Source organism: Candidatus Obscuribacterales bacterium (assembly GCA_019744775.1).
Lineage (GTDB): Bacteria > Cyanobacteriota > Vampirovibrionia > Obscuribacterales > Obscuribacteraceae > SBAT01.
In genome coordinates this window covers 20,819-38,350 of the sequence record JAIETZ010000006.1, presented here as the reverse complement: position 1 = coordinate 38,350, position 17,532 = coordinate 20,819, and the positions used below count along the sequence as shown (strand labels likewise).

At 52.6% G+C, this 17,532-nt stretch carries 1 protein-coding gene; it reads right to left on the bottom strand.

Features of this window, described 5'->3' with window-relative positions; all coding sequences use genetic code 11:
* Window positions 1-118 precede the first annotated feature (118 nt).
* Window positions 119-17,398: a hypothetical protein gene (locus K2Y22_13535; protein MBX9879477.1), complete on the bottom strand. Its 17,280-nt coding sequence runs from the start codon at window positions 17,396-17,398 to the stop codon at window positions 119-121.
* Window positions 17,399-17,532: the final 134 nt, after the last annotated feature.

The window sequence follows — 17,532 nt, the reverse complement described above, 5'->3', positions numbered from 1 at the left end:
TCTATCCCTCAAATGGGTGAGTTTTCAAATTATAAATGATTAAAAGTTCACTTCAGGTGTAAATTGAGACAGTAACAGTTTAGATCTGAATCGTGAAATTCTTGTGGAATTTGCATGCTTACTTGCTTTGATATGGACCGCGCTTGGTTGTAGCCATCATCAGACACGCTGCCATTTTCAAAACGCGATTAGCCAATGCTCGGTCGTCGGGATCGCGGCTCAATACCAGTTGATTAACTGTGGAGTTGTTCTCCAGTAGCGACACCAACGAGATTTCGCTATGAGCCAAACATTTTGTCGATGGCAGGACATGTGATTTTGTATGACGTCTGCCTAGTCTGTCTTGTTTCATCTCGCCGGAAATGGACTCGTTGTCAGCGGCAATAATTATTTCTTGACCGGAGCCTAATGGAATTCTGCCGTTGCTGACCGTGACAAATACAGAATGCAAATTTTTGTCGTACAGGTTGGTAACTTTTAGAATTTCACCATCAAAACTGACTACTACAGCCGCTGAACTGCCTATGAAGATTTGCCTTGAACCGACATCTACACATTGCGGGTTATTTCCGGTAACGATGAGGGCTTCTCCTGATTTGACACTAATTATGCCTCCGTCTTTCACGGAGATTTTGGCACCCTGAATACACTTAATTAAGGCGTTGTCCGTTTCTAATGTGTATAGCCCTTTCTGGTTAGTTGGTGGAATTATCTTCTTCGGTATTACCGATGAAGAGTAGCTAATTGGTTCGTAAGGATTGCCGGAATTTTCTTGCTCAATTTTCTTGCGTTCGTTGAGAATGCCTGATTGTTCCAGGGCTTCGGTTACGACGTTGTTGATTGTGTCGTCGCTTACAATAGATTGCAGCGTAGATGAAGGACTGGTATCAAATGGTATGACCGTGGTGGCAATATTACGGTTGGTGATACTGGTTGAATCGGTAGATGCAATACTGTTTAAGTTGGAAAATGCAAACTGACCTGCCGAATTGCCAGTCTGTGAAGCAGCAAATTCCGGGGGATCGGCAGTGATAGTTACATTGCCGCCGATGGTTATGGCTGCCGGACCCTGGTCACCTGTGTTGAAGATGATGTTGCGTCCTTTGGCGTTGAGGGTATTGTTCGGAGCGGCAGCATTGATGCTGTTTGTGCCGAAGTATATGACACCGCCACCCGACTGATTGAGTGTGACATTGGCCGGCACGCTACCTACAACAGGCATGCTTGGAATAGGTCCTATGACAATGTTGACGAATCCCAGTCCGGGATTACTTAGGGTGAAGCCGGTCAGGTCGGCTCCACTGGCAATATCAATGGTGCCACCGGAGGCATCTGTGTTTTGAATAGTCAAATTGCCTTCGTTGGCGTACATGGTTACGTTGTTGCCGATGCTGATAGTGCCGGTGGCGGCAATTAAGGTAATGGAGCCGAGGGAAGTATTTATTTGACCATCTGAACCAACGGTAATTTGATTGACGTTGAAGGTGAGGTCGTTTTGGGAATTGATTGTCACTCTGGGACTAATAATAGTTGTCCCTTGATTTGAGGTGATGGTAACAGGACCGCCTGTCAAATTGAGAGTGGCCGTATCTGTGGGACCGCCGCCATTAATTCCGATAGTGACATTTTTTGGCGAAAAGATATTTATTGCGCCGCCGCCGGAAGCAAATGTAGAGGAGGTGTTGGCTTGCAAGAGAAGGGTGAATGGATTTGGATTAGGAGAAAAAATTGACAGAGCAGTTCCGGAAGTCTTGCTACCTGTAATGGTGTTGTTGCCGGACAGCAAAAGAGTTGTCGCTTGTACGCTGCCTGCAGTTAAATTGGCAAAAGTGATGTTTTTGTTGGCAGCTATCGTCATGTTGCCGGCGGCAGCTCCGATGAGAGCCGAGCCGGAACTGCCGGCATCAAGGATAAGTGAGTTGTTGAGTGTAAGACCACTGTCGAAGCCAATAACGGAAATGGAGTTGGCGCCGGTGCCGGAGACCTTAATGGTGCCTGTAGACGAGCCGCCTATCGTCATGCCGGCAGTTCCGGAAATGTTTATGATGCCGCTATTCTTGGTCGATTCCAAAGCGCCGCTGATATTCAGGCTGACACCGTTGTTTGCTTGCAATGTTATATCGTTGTTGGATCTAACCGTGACTGAGGAGTCAATTGTCACATTGCCGTTGACGGACTGTATGTATACAGGAGAGTTGTTTACATTGAGGAAGGTGGTGTTCGGACCTGCTGATTTGGTAAAGACAACACTTTGTCCTTGGAATTGTACTTGTCCGGAACCGGACGAGATTTGAGCCGAGGTCATGTCCGGCGATACTACAGTCAGAGTGTTTGAGCCGCCTGAGGCAAAGAAGGACACACCGTGGGAGCCGGTGATGACGGCGCCGCCTGCCAGGTTGATGTTTTGACCGACAAAGGAGAGTGGGCTGTTGGTAGATTGGGCGGTGACGCTGGTGGCGACCGTCAAAGTATCAGCCGTCAATACGACAGTACCATTGAGACCGGCGTTGAAATTGTAGGAGCTGTTGATGTTCAAGTTATGCCCGCCGCCGCCTGCCTGCACAAGAATAGTTGGATTACCTCCGCCTGTAACAGTGACTGCTTGCGGCGTGCCCGCTAGCGTCGTATTGGCGTCGAGGCTGCCTATGGCAATGACGCCATCTGTAGCGGAGGAAGTCAGCGATCCGTTCAAGTTTAGCGTGCCGCCATCGACGCTTACGGTTATATTGTTGTTGGAAGAAAGGACGACGCCGGCGGCAATTGTAGTATTGGCGCCATAGGAGAATGTTTGTACTTCGTTGTTGATTTGCAGTGTGGACGAGTTGGCGCCGGCTGTTTTGTTTATTGCTAACGCTTGAGACGTGTACGAACCAATGAATGCCGTTCCTGATGCCAGATTTACATTGACGGTAGTATTGTCGGCAAGAGTAATTGTTGTGCTTGAAGTATTGCCGGTTAGATCCATGAAACCATCTGTGTTGTTGATGGTGGCAGTGCCGTTAAAGGTAATTTGTGGTGCTATAAATTGGAAGTAGAGGCCGTTATTGCCTGTTTGTGTGGTGCTGCTGTTAAACACTACCGAGCCGCTTGTTGATTGCAAGGCGACAAGGCATGATGCGCAAGCATTGTAGTTTAATGAGCCGGCAATTGTTAAACTGTTGGCTCCGGTTGCCTCGGCAAGAATGGACGGGAAGCCCCCGCCTGTCGCTTCCAAGGTTCCATTGCCGCTCAAGAGAAGCGCTGCATTGCTATGAATTGTTAGGCTGCCATCAGTCTTGCCGGTGCTGACGGTGCCGTTGATGGTGGCATTGGCGGTCGTGAAGAGAATGTCGCCGGCGGATGAGCCGACTGTCCTGGTGGAGGCAACAGTAATGCTTGAACTGGTGCCGTCGGTTGACACTGTGACGCCGTTTGTTCCGCTGGCATTTTGGTTGAATGTGACGCTGCCGTTGGAACCAGTCGATGTTTGGATGGACAGCGAATTACTGGTTAAGGTGTTGGAAGCAACTACATTACCGTTGGCGGTGATAGAGAGGCTGCCGCCGGCCGTGATTTGATTGGCAATGTTTACATTGGAAGAGCTGCCGTTGGTGGTTATGGTGACGTTGCCGGCTGTGGAAATATCTGAGTTAATAGCTACTGATGAGCTTCCACCATTGGTGGTGATGCTGACGATTCCAGCACCACTCATGGTGATAGGTGTTACCAGCGTGAACGACGTATTACTGGTTACAGTGACGTTTCCGGATGTGTCGACAACAGTGCCGAGGGTTACGGTTCCTAGGGCATGAATGGTCAAGGTTTTACCGCCCAAGGTGATGGTTTGTCCGACTGAGGTAAATGTGCCGGCATTGTCGAACTGCAAATTGTAAACACCATTTGGTCCGGCACCGGATACGTTAACCGCTCCGGCAACCGTGATGCCGCCACCGGTTGATGTGGTGCCGACAATGAGAGTACCGGCAGTTATTGCACTTAAGTCTGATGATAAAACGCTGAATGTTCCACCTGCACCGGCCACGGAAATTGACTTCGTGCCGTTGGGTAGAAGTGTGACTGTGTTGGTACCGGCATTAACAGTGCCTGAGAATGCTACGTCATTGGCAGTTATCGTAATAGGGGCATTGGTACTGGAAATGGATCTGGTAGCGGCATTGGTGACATTACCTGTTCCATCGGTAGTTATTGTGACCCCTGTTGTGCCTGTAACATTGTGATTGAGTGTTACGGCACCATTAGAACCGGAAGATGTTGTCAGCGATACGGCATTTCCTGATATTGCATTGGAGATTGTCATGGTTCCATTGGACGTCAGTGACAAAGTACCGCTTGTTGACGAAACGTTACCACTGGTGCCCATGGTGGCAGATCCGCCGGTTGTAGTGACGGAGAAGTTGCCGCCAACTGATGAAGTGCCAAGGGTAACGGCACCACTATTGGATATGAAGGCTGTGCCGGTTCCGCCTACTGTGGCAGTCAGCGTGCCTGCTTGTGTCAGTATTGGTGTGCCGACTGTGCCTACGGTGCCGCTACCTGACAATAGATTGACTGTCGTTCCCGAGGCAGTAAATGCTCCTGAACGACTTATGTTGCCTGTACCGTTGGCGTTCAATGTCGTAGTTGTTCCTCCCCCGACATTGGCGCTTAAGCTTATGTTGCCATTGTTGCTGGTGGCAAGTGTGATAGATCCGCCACCGGACACTGTCACAGCGGCGGAAACATTTACGCTGGTGCCACCGGTTATAGACACGGTAGTATTGCCGCCACTGACGCTTCCCGTGTCAACAGTGCCTAGTGCTGTCACGGTTAAGGTGCGTGTGCCTAGCGTGATTGTCTGTCCGGCAGCTGTGTAGTTGCCGCCATTATTGAACTGAAGATTAAAGACGCCGTTGGGACCTCCACCGGAGACATTTAACGCACCGGCAATGGTCAAGCCGCCTATTTGAGCGGTTGTTCCTACTATTAAGGTACCGGCAGTGACGGCAGTTATGTCGGTTGCAAGAACTGAGAAAGTTCCACCGGCACCGGCAACCGAAATTGATTTTGCACCATTAGGTAGAAGTGTCACGGTGTTGGTGCCGGCATTGACTGTGCCGGAAAATGCCACGTCATTGGCAGTTATAGAAATTGGTGAATTAGTTGCGGAAATCTGAGTGGCAGCTTGATTGGTGACGTTGCCTGTACCGTCGGTGGTGATGGTGACGCCGGTTGTTCCGGTAGCGTTGGCATTGAGTGCGATGCTACCGTTGGAACCTGATGAGGTTTGCAGGAGCAGTGAATTTCCTGAAATTACATTTGAGGTTGTTATTGTTCCATTAGCTGTGAGGCTCAACAGTCCGTTGGTTGATGTGATGGCGCCTGTCGTGCCGATATTGGCACTACTACCGGTTGTTGTGACGGCGAACTCACCGCCTACTGACGATGCAGCCAGAGTGAGCGCACCGGCATTGCTGAAATATGCTCTTGCCGGATTGGAATTGTTCACGGAAAGTGTCGTTGTCGATGTCTTAATGTTGGTGCCCAACGAACCAATGTCACCAGTGCTTGATGTGAAATTGAGCGTGCTGCCGCCTATGGTTACATCCCCGGAACGCGTTACTGTAGCTGAACTGCTGACACTAATTCCTGCTGCTGCTCCTGTTAGGTTGATGGTGGCAGCAATTCCGCCGGCGTTGGCAAATACAAGATTTTGTCCGGCATTAGGCGAGATGGTGATGGCGCCGCCGGCAGTGGCAATAGTTGATGAGGCTCCGGAGTCTGCCTGTACTGTTAAGGACTGCCCGCTTGGTGATGTTATTTGGATTGTACTTGTGCCGCCGGAGACGCTCAGACTTGTGCCTGAAGCATAGTTCAGGTTTAGTTGCCTTGTCGTAACTGTCATATTGTTGTTGCTTGAAACGGTAACAAAATTATTGATGGTTGTAGTCGCTGTGCCGCTTGTTGAGATACTGGGTGCGACTCCACTAAGATTAAGTGTGGTGGCGGCACCTGCTGAGGCAGCAAATATCAAATTTTGTCCGGAGGATGGAGCAACTGTTAGAGCGCCACCGGCTGTTGAAATAGTTGCCGATGAGCTTGAGGGAGACTGGATTGTTAGGGTCTGAGCAGAAGGTGAGGTTATTTGGATTGTGTTTGTACCGCCGGTAACTGTCAGATTAGTATTGCCGGCGTTATTCAAGTTCAATTGACTGGTTGTTACAACAACATTGTTGTTACTTTGTACAGTGGCGAAGTTGTTTATTGTTGTTGTTGCTGTGCCGGCTGTTGTGATATTGACCGCACCGCCATTTAAGTTGAGAGTACCGGCTGTGCCACCGGAAACGGCAAAGAAAAGATTCTGTCCGGATATAGGTGAGACTGTCAGCGAGCCACCTGCTGTGCCAATGGCTGCCGATGAACCTGATGGTGTTTGAATGGTCAGTGCTTGTCCTGTGGGTGAAGTGACTTGAATTGTTGCAGCACCGGAAACGCTTAGGTTTGTTTGTCCGGCATTGTTCAAATTCAACTGGCTGGTTGTTAGAACGATATTGTTGCTGCTGGTTACATTGACCAGGCTGTTAATGGTGGTTGATGCGGTTCCGCTAGTGGTTATGGCGACTGTTGCACCCGTTAGGCTGAGAGTGGTGGCAATGCTGCCTGAATTAGCAAAGATGAGGTTCTGTCCGGCACCGGGCGCAATGGTAATGGCACCGCCATTAGTGTTGAGAGTGGCGCCGAAATTGGAGGGGCTAATAATTGTCAGCGATGAGCCCGTCGATGAATTAAGAGTGAGGGCTGCTCCACCGACAGTCGTGATATGCGAAGCACCAATATAGTCGATATTGATAGTTGGTGCTGATAGCGTGACAGTGCCGCCAGTTCCGCTAATTGCCGCTTGATTTAGGAGTTGAATGCTGGAGCCTGAACCGGCAGCACTTAAGGTTAGAGCTCCTGCTGTGCTTGTAATGGTTCCGGGAGTGAGTGTAGTGCTATTAGCTTGAGTTTGAATATTTATGACACTTCCTGTTGCATTGACAAATCCTGCTAAGCTGCCGGCGCCTGCCGTGCCGAGAATTTGCACTGTTTGTCCCGGCTTGCTGAAATTGAGTTGTCCAAGCGTTCCCGATGTGGTGCTTGCAGAGATTGAGCCCGTCAATGATATGTCTAAGTTGGCGGACGCCGAATTGTTGATGGTAATTGTCCCTCCACCAGCTCCCTGACCTGCGGAGTCGGCCGTTAAATTGCCGGTGATACCACTATTGGTGACCACACCGCCGACGACAAACGAATTTGAAGCATCGTTGTAATTTATGGTTATTGTTCCGCCGCCCCCGAGAACCACACCGTTAGCGCTTAGATTACCGCTAATACCTATTGCGCCTGAAGCAGTCAGACTGTAGGTGGCACCGACGCCGGAAACAGGATCAGCGGTGAAATTTGCTCCTGTGGTTATGTTTAGCGCGCCGGCGGAATTTAAAGTGATGCTGCCGCCGTTTCCGGATGTGCTGCCGCTGGTGGCGTTGATCCGTATGCTGGAAGCTGTGCCTAAAACGAGTCCGCCTGTGGTTGTTTGAATGCTTATTTTACCGCCATCGCCACTGGTGCCCCCAGTTGCGCTCAGAACGAGTCCGGTTGTGGCATAGCTCAGGGTAGTTCCTTTGAGAATTATGTTGTTGGTTGCGGCACTTCCCGCTGCGCCGAATCCGACGGCATCGGCTGACAAGGTAACGGCGGTGCCGCTGGTGCCGATCTGCAACGGCCCACCGGGTCCTGTGCCTATGGCGTCCAAAACAATTACGCCACCTAAGCCGCTGCCGGCGGCAGTGACTGTTATATTGCCGTTGGTGTTGTTTGTGATACCACCGATGCCGTTGTTCGTAATAATTATTGTTCCGCCTTGTCCGTCGCCTGCTGCGATTGCTTCGATGGCTGCAGTTGTGCCTTGGACTGCCGAAGCATTGACGGCAAAAGCGGTGCTGCTATTGGTCGTAATGGTAATGGTCCCGCCATTGCCGCCGATGGAATTTTTAGCATTAGCACGCACAAGTCCTGTCAGTCCGGCTGTAGTGGCTGCTTCAATTGTGATGTTGCCGCCTTTGCCGCCGCTTGGTCCCAGGGCATTGGCGTTGATGGCGGCAGTAACGACAACTGATGAACCGGTTGAGATGTAAGTGTAACTGGCGCCGTCACCGTCGGTTGGTGCTGCTGTTAACCGCGTGGCTTGTGGGGAGGCCGTCAGAGTGCCACTGGCAATGAGTGCTATTGCACCACCGGCTCCTGATGTGGTGCCGCCTTCGGCATGAACCTTGATGGTTGAGTTTGTACCGGCTGTGAGAGTACCGGCTGTAACTTGCACATATACTTTGCCGCCGGCTCCTGTTGTGCCTCCATCGGCTGTCAATTGTAGTCCGCTTGAACTGTAACTAAGAGTGGTGCCTTTTAGAAAAATGTTGTTTGTCGGCTGGGTGCCCATGCTGCCTGAGCCAATGGCGCTTGTGTCTATTGTCAATAATGTGCCGCCAGTCCCCAATTGCAAAGGACCACCTGACCCGGATCCGACAGCGTCCAAGCTAACCGACCCGCCTTTGCCGTTACCCGCTGCCGTGACACTGATATTGGCCGTTGTGTTATGAGTAATGCCGCCTGTGCCGTTGTTGGTTATAGAAATCGAGCCGCCTTGGCCGTTGACTGCGGCATTAGCGGTGATGGCGCCGCTTGTTCCTTGTGAACTTGAGCCGCCGACATTAAATGTGGTGCCACTGGTGCTTGTTATGGAAATACTGCCGCCATTGCCACCTTGTGTGCCGGCGGCGCCGGCAGCGAGAGTGCTTGAGGCACCGGCAGTGGTGCCGGCACTTATACTGATTGTTCCTCCAGCTCCGCCGATGCTCCCTGCTGCACTAGCTGAAAGAGCACCACTTACACTAACGGAAGAACCGGTTGAAACAAGTGTGTAGTTGGCGCCTGCTCCGTCCGTTGGCGCGGCGTTAAAGTTGGCACCGGTAGTTACGGTCAGGGTTGAACTGGCAGAAAGTGAGATGCTTCCCCCGTTGCCTGATGTGCTACCTCCTTCAGCTGTAATCATGACAGTCGTAGCTGTGCCGGCGGTTATTGTTCCACCAGTGACTTGTACGGATATGTTGCCACCATTGCCTGTGGTGCCACCATTTGAATCAAGCACCAACCCGTTAGTGCTGAATGTCAGGGAGCCTCCTTTTAACCTAATATTGTTGGAAGGACTAACCCCCACAGATCCGGCACCGGAAGCATTGGCGGATATTGTCACTGCTGTGCCACCAGAGCCTAATACCAAAGTGCCACTGGGACCTGAGCCTAATGCGTCGAGTAGGATTGCACCACCAAGACCATTGCCGGTTGATGACACGCTCAAGTTGGCTGACGTGAGGTGCGTTATGCCGCCTGTGCCATTGTTGGTTATGGAAATCGTGCCACCTTGTCCATTGACTAAGGCATTGGCCGATATGGCACCACTTGTTCCTTGTGAGGACGAACCACCGATGTTAAAAGTAGTGCCGCTGGTGCTGCTGATGGAAATAGTGCCGCCATTGCCGCCCTGTGAACCGGAGGCATTGGCGCTGACTGTACTGGAGAAGCCTGCAGTGGTACCGGCGCTAACTGAAATTGTGCCGCCTATTCCACCGACACTACCTACGGCGCTGACGCTAATCGCACCCGATATGCTGACTGCTCCGCCAGTCGAAGCAAGATTATATATGCCGCCGCTGCCGTCCGTTGGACTGTTAGTGAAATTTGCCCCTGTAGTCACCGTAAGCGCACCACTTGAACTGACGGATATGTTACCGCCGTCCCCGTAACGAGTGCCGCCTACTGCCGAAGCTTTCAGCGTCGTTGCCGTACCGGCTGTGACCGATCCGCCTGTAATTTCAACTGAGATAGTTCCACCCTTGCCGGCTACGCCTCCATTGGCGTTTAAGTTGAGACCGTTGGAGCTGAAACTGAGAGTGGTGCCTTTCAGCCTGATGTTGTAGGTTGGAGCACTGCCGTCTGATGCCAAGTTGACGGCATTTGTGGAAATGGTAACGGCAGTTCCACCTGTGCCTAGTGTCAGCGCACCGCCGCTGCCCGTGCCGACAGCATCAAGAATAATGCTGCCGCCCAGACCGTTTCCTGCAGATGTTGCGCTTAAATTCGCTGAGGTGTTGTGAGTAATGCCACCGGTGCTATTGTTGGTTATAGAAATCGTGCCGCCTTGTCCACTTGTAACCGCATTGGCGCTAACTGAACTGCTCGTGCCATTGGCGCCGCCACCACCAACATTGAAGGTGGTCGCAGACTTCGATGTAAGACTTATATTGCCGCCGTTGCCGACACCAACTGCATTTACTGCCAGCGCTCCTGTAATGACTAGATTGCCGGTGGTCCCAGTTGCACCGGCAGTAAATGTTAGTTGCGCTCCGCTTCCGTTAAATCCTAATGGATTAGCTGATAGCTGGGCAGTGGTTATCGACAAGTTTCTGCCTGCGGATATGGTCACCGCTCCGCCATTGCCGGAAGCTGATTGGATGGAGCCCCCTCGTGCGTTTATTACCAAGCCTGTGGCTGACGAGGCAATCGTCAAGTCGCTTGTGGTGCCGGTTGTAGTTACTATTACTTGGCCGCCGTTACCAGTGCCGGAAGCATTAGCGTTGAGTGTTAACGCCGGGCTTGCACTGCCGACCCAAGTTATGGAGCTACCTTTGAGACCTATTAGCCCGCCATCTGCTGCGCCATCTCCTTGTCCGTTGGCGGAAAGTACCGTGCCGGTTGTAATTGTCAGGGCGCCCGCTGTGGCACCACTTGCTGCATCAAGAATGATTGTGCCGCCATCACCATTGGCTGCCGTAACAAGCAAATTGGAACCAGGCAGCGTGATGCCACCAGTGCCGTTATTCTTGATTGTAATTGAGCCCCCGTTACCACTTGAGCCTTCTGCTTTGGCGGCAATGGCTGCACCAGTGCCATTGGTTCCCGTGGAAGCGGAACCGATGTTAAAGGTAGTGGAACTGTTGGTAGTAATACTTACTTGTCCGCCGGATAGGGTGCCTGTGCCGTTGGCTGTAACAGTGGCCGAACTTGAACCGAAAGATAGAATGCCACCACCCGTTGTATTGTTTTGTCCGGCAATAATTGTTACTGTACCACCGCTGCCTCCTATACCGCCGGCACCGCCGGCAATTGCATCGGCAAACAAACTGCCGCCGTTAATGGCGATGTTGCCGCTAGTGGCAGCAGCATTCGTGCCGGCCGTAAATGTATAACTGGCACCACTGCCGGAGACAGGATTGAGGCTCAACGAACCTACATTGACTGTAATGTCTTTGCCTGACGAAAGTGTTAATTGTCCGCCTGAGCCCGATATTGAACCGCCGACAGCATTTATTGTAAATTGCATGACTGCAGAACCAATGGTGATGGAAGTGAGGCTGTCGGTAGTTGTTATGGACACAATGCCTCCGTTGCCTGTGCCGGCGGCGTTGGCATTGAGCGTTAGTCCAGGTGCGGTGGCGGCAGCCCAGTTTATTAACGATGCAGAAAGGCTAATTGTTCCGCCATTACCATTTCCTGTGGCATTGGCCGACAGTATGCCGCCATTTACTAAGTTGAGCGGACCGTCTACTGTGCCGGCAGTCGCATCCAAGATTATTGTGCCGCCGGCACCATTGGAAGACGTTACGGAAATGTTATTGGCGGGCAATGTGATACCGCCGTTGCCGTAATTGTATATGCTCACTGAACCGCCACTGCCGCTGGTGACACCGGCATTGGCAGAGATCGCCGCGCCTGTGCCGTTGGTATTAAGACCGGCTTCGCCAATATTGAAAGGCAATGAACTATTGACGCTAATGCTGATATTACCGCCACTACCTGAACCGACTCCATTGGCAGTCAAGGTTGAAGAGGCTGTGGAGAAGCTCAACAAGCCGCCTTTTGTTGAATTGTCGAGTCCTGCTGATATGGTGATGTTGCCGCCGGAGCCGGATGTAACGGCATTAGCGGAAAGACTGCCACCGCTAATGTTTATTGAGCTGTTTAGTGATGTCAGATTATAGGAGCCGCCATTACCGTTTGTTGGGGCGACGTTGAAATTTGAACCGACTGTAATTGCTTGTGAGCCCATTGTTTGTATGTCAATGCGCCCGCCTGCCCCTGACGAGCTGCCCCCGGCGGCATTGAATCGAGCGCTTGTTGCCGTGCCGACATTAATGTTGTCGCCAATCAATTGCACGTATATCGAGCCGCCTTGCCCTGTGGCACCGCCGGTGGTGGTTAAGTCCATTCCACTGGTGCTGTAGGTGAGTGTTTTTGCTTTGATCGTAATGTTATTTTCGTAGGCTACACCTACGGAAGCAGATCCCGATGCATTGGCCGATATGGTGACCGCTGTAGCGCCGGTGCCTATTTGAATCGTTCCGCCGGTGCCGCTGCCTACGGCATCAAGTGTCAAGTTGCCTCCTAGTCCGTTGCCTGCTGAAGCAACACTAAGGTTGTTGGTGGCATGATTGTAGATGCCGCCAGTGCCGTTGTTGATAATTGTAATTGAGCCGCCCTGCCCGCTCACAGCAGCTTCCGCTTCAATACGGCTTGTCGTACCCTGTACGCCGGAGTGATTTAGATCAAACGGCTCGCTGCTAATGCTCTCGATGTAAATCGTGCCACCATTGCCGCCAGCGCTGCCGGCAGCGTTTGCAGTTAGCAACCCGGTGAAGCCGACTGTTTTAGCAGCGCTGGCGTACACATTTCCTCCTGCGCCGCCGGCGGACCCTTGCGCGCTTGCGTTCATGGCTGCGGTTACTTCGATTAGTCCACCGGTGGAAGTTAAGTTGAAAGTTGCTCCAGCGCCGTTGGTTGGTGCAGCCGTGAATCTCGTTGCATTCGGGGTGACTGTAAGATCGCCACTGGAAATGAGCGTAATTGCACCGCCGGATCCGGATGTGCTGCCACCTTTTGCACTGATGAGCACAGTAGATGTAGCACCGGCGGTTAACGTGTTGGCTGAAACCTCTACGTAAATGCTGCCTCCTTGTCCCGTGGTTCCGCCGTCAGCGGTTAATTGCAATCCGTTGGTGCTGTAGTTCAGTGTTGAGCCTTTGAGCAAGATATTATATTCAGGTGCCGTGCCGATGCTGCCTGAACCGGAGGCACTAGCGACAAGCGTAACAAGTGTGCCGCCGGTGCCCAACTGCAAGACACCTGTTTGGCCGCTGCCTACAGCATCGAGCAGTATTGAGCCGCCACGACCATTTCCCGCTGATGTGACACTGAGATTGGCAGTGGTATTGTGTGTGATGCCACCATTGCCGTGGTTAGTAATGGATATTTTGCCGCCTTGTCCGGTGCTTGCGGCATTGGCGCTTATCGTGCTGTTGGTACCTTGTGTTGCGGATCCACCGATGTTGAATGTAGTGGCGCTGTTACTGGTTAGTGAAATGGTGCCACCCGAGCCGGTGACAAGCGCATTAGCGCTAAGTGCTCCAGTTATGCCGACATTGGCTCCGGCTGTGATATTTATGTTGCCGCCGTTGCCTCCAGCGGCACCTACGGCACTGGCACTCAGCGCGGCCAAAGTCGTGACGGAAGATGTGCTGGATACAAAGTTATAAGTGCCACCGGCACCATTAGTTGGGTTGGCTGTCAGATTGGAACCCGGCGTGAGGGTAAGGGCGCCACTTGCGTTGAGCGTCACTGTACCACCAGCTCCTGATGTGCTACCGCCTCCGGCATTTGCTCGTAGAGTGCTTGCTGTACCGGCGGTGAGTGCAGTGTTTGTAAGCTCAACGTCAATCACGCCTCCGGCACCAGTGGTACCACCGGTTGCAGTTAGCTGGAGCCCGGAAGTACTAAAAGTGAGTGAAGCACCTTTTAGTTTTATGTTGGCATCCGGCGCTGTTCCGACTGAACCTGAGCCGCTGGCTGAAGCTGTGAGTGTGACGGCGGTGCCGCCGGTGCCTAGTTGTAATGTTCCTAACAGTCCTGACCCTAAAGCATCAAGAGTAATTGCTCCGCCTCGCCCATTGCCTGCCGACGTGACACTTAAGTTGGCGGTTGTATTGTGAGTGATACCGCCTGAGCCATTATTGGTTATGGTGACAATGCCACCCTGTCCACTGACCGCCGCATTTGCGGAAATTGCTCCGCTTGTGCCTTGTGAGGAGGAGCTACCGATATTGAACGGGGATGCACTATTAGTGGTGATGCTTATTGTGCCGCCATTTCCGCCTGTCGAACCTGCGGCAGTGGCGGAAACTGTACTAGAGAAGCCGGCGGTGGTCCATGCATTTACGAAGATGTTGCCTCCGGCTCCGCCATTGGCACCACTGGCGCTGGCCGTTAGTGCCGCTGAAACCGTTACCGATGAACCGGTGGAAGTAAATTGATAGGTGCCACCGGCGCCGTTGGTTGGGGCTACTGTCAGGTTGGCGCCGGGTGTGACCGTCAGAGCGCCGCTGGATATAAGTGATATGCTGCCGCCCGCCCCTGATGTGCTGCCACCTATGGCGCTGGCCCTCAGCGTTGTTCCTGTACCGGCAGTCAGTGTGCCGCCTATTATTTCAACGGAGATGCTGCCGCCTTGCCCTGTTGTGCCTCCATTTGCATTTAGCTGCAGCCCGTTGGTGCTGAAGGCAAGCGTCGAGCCTTTCAGGAAAATATTATTTGTGACGGCGCTGCCGACGGAAGAGGAGCCGGAGCCATTGACCGATACAGTCACGCTTGTACCACCAGTCCCTAATGTGAGAGCACCGGTCATGCCGGATCCTACGGCGTCGAGTGATACCACTCCACCTCGTCCGTTGCCGGCGGAACTGACGCTTATGTTGGCGCTTGTATTGTGTGTAATTCCACCTGTGCCGTTATTGGTTATATATAACTGTCCACCTTGTCCGGCGCTGACGGCATTGGCACTTATTGTGCTGCTTGTCCCTTGCGTCCCCGAGCCGCCTACGTTGAAGGCAGTGCCGCTGTTGCTGTCGATTTGAATGATGCCGCCGGCACCACTGACAAGCGCATTGGCGCTCAGCGCTCCGGTGAATCCTGCGGTAGTTCCTGCGCTGACTGTGATGGTGCCGCCGGCTCCACCGCCTCCTCCTGCTGCGCTGGCACTGAGAGCTGCAGTTACTGAGACGGCCGCTCCGGTAGAAGTTAAGCTGTAAGTGGCGCCTGCTCCGTTTGTCGGATTGGCGGAGAAGTTGGCGCCGGGCGTCACTGTTAATGTTCCGCTTGAACTCAATGTGATGCTGCCGCCGGCTCCTGATGTACTACCTCCGATGGCGCTGACTTTGAGCGTTGTGGCTGTGCCGGCAGTTATTGTGCCACCGATCACTTCAACGGAAACTTTGCCACCGGCTCCAGTCGTGCCTCCTGTGGCATTGAGATTAAGTCCATTAGTGCTGAAGCTTAAGGTTGAGCCGACAAGTTTAATGTTGTTGCTTGGTGCAACACCGACGGAACCTGAACCGGACGCATTGGCGCTGATGGTGACTGCGGTTCCACCAGTGCCCAGTTGCAATGCTCCAGTGATACCGTTACCTAGAGCGTCTAGCGTGATAGAGCCACCTCGACCATTTCCTGCTGAAGTCACACTTAAATTGGCGGAAGTGTTATGTGTGATACCACCGGAGCCGTTGTTGGTAATGGATATACTGCCGCCTTGTCCGGAGGTGAGGGCATTGGCTACTATGGCGCCTGTTGAACCATTGGATCCCCCGCCGCCGACATTGAAACTTGTTGCGCTGTTGGTGTTGATGCTGATGGTGCCACCACTTCCGGAGGCGGTAGCAGTGCTCGTAATTGCGCCCGTGGTGGCATTATTACCGGCGGCTACTATTATGGTGCCGCCTCCTGATAGTAATGCCAACGTGGATAGCGAGGCTCCGGTAATGGCACCGGCGGCAAATCCGCCTGCGCCTATGGCACCGCCCGGATTAATAGTCACTGCGGCGCTGGTTAGTATCGGCTGCGCTGTTTTGACTGTAATGCTGCCTGAGTTGACCGCTCCGCCACTGGATGTTATTGCGCCCGTCGTTATTGTGGTGCCTGTATCTGCTCCGGCCAGGATGGTAATGTTGCCGTTGCTGCCGGCACCATTGCCACTGGCGTTTACTGTGACTGCAGTCGGCAGAGTGATCGTGCCGGAATTACTCGCTGTACCGGCAAATGCCAGGAGTTGAATGGCGCCGCCTGCTCCGCCTCCGCCAGTGGAGGCGGAAGTCAAAGAGGTAATTGCTGTGCCGGAGGAAAGATCGATTCTGCCTCCGGTTGCCGAAGCGCCGGTAATTGTCAGTGTTGATGAAACATCGTTGCTGCCGGATGCCGGACCGCTGGAAGTGAACTGAGCCCCGGCGATCATGGTAATAGCTCCGCCTGATCCCGATCCGTTGTGGGTATCAATGGAGCCGGCTCCTGCAGTAGTCACAATATTGCCACTGGCAATTACCGCTAAGACAGTCAATGGCGAAGCGAAGGTTCCCAGATTGCCGCTTATAGTCACGTCACCGGCCGTGTTGTAGAAAGTTGGATCGCCGGTTAGTGTAATATCGCCGAGATTCAAGTTGTCTGTAGCCGATGCGATATGCAGATCTCCGGCTTGAACGTTTACCCGTCCGACAAGGCGCCCTACGTCTATACTGACAATGCCCTCGCCTGAATAGGCGTTCAGTTGCTGTGCAAGGAAGTCTCCTCCCAATGCGCTTATGTTGAATTTTCCGGCGAAACTTGGGTCGCGTAGGTTGATTTGACCGTTGAGGGCGGAAAGTTGTCCGGCAATATTGTTGAGCACCAAATTGGAAGCTACTTGCGAGGCGATATTGATATTGCCTTGCATAGCGGCAATCACGCCACTGTTCATTATGTTGTTGGCTGTCATGTTGATGTTATTGACTGCCGAGAGGATTGCGGACATATTTGCTGCTGTTGCCGCGTTGGTTATCGTGCCTCCGGCCGTCAGGCTTAAATTTCCAGCGCTGGCTATGGTTCCGGCATTTACGATATTGTTTATGGCGCTCAGGTTGAGACTGAAGTTGCTTACCAGTGTAGATAAATCCAAAGATAGTCCGGGAATGCCGCTTGTCGGCATAACGGATGTAATTAATCCGCCGTTGAAAATGTTGTTGGCGCCTATCGAGCCGGCAGTGACATTGGGATTGGTTGAATAGGCGTATATGGACCCGTTATTGGTAAGGTTGCCTGTCAGGTTAATGCCGTTATTCAGGGCACCGAAATCAATTGCCAGCGTCTCGTTATGATTGACGACCAGGCTGGACATTTGTCCGAGTGTGCTTTGATCAAGCACAGTGGGGGTGGCTGGAGATGCCGGCTGGGCTGGAGTTTCGGCTTGTTGGGCAAACGCGGTAGCACCTATCGTTAAAACGAAGGCTAGCAAAAGAGCCAGGGGCCGTGCCATTAGGTCAGTGCTACGCATAGGGATTCCAGAATGGGCTTGAGCGGGGTGGCATCTTAAAGCAGATTAGACCGGCATGACTAACTGGGTTAGTCCGCTGGTTTTCACTGCAGAACCAACGCGCGGTTGGTTCTCCT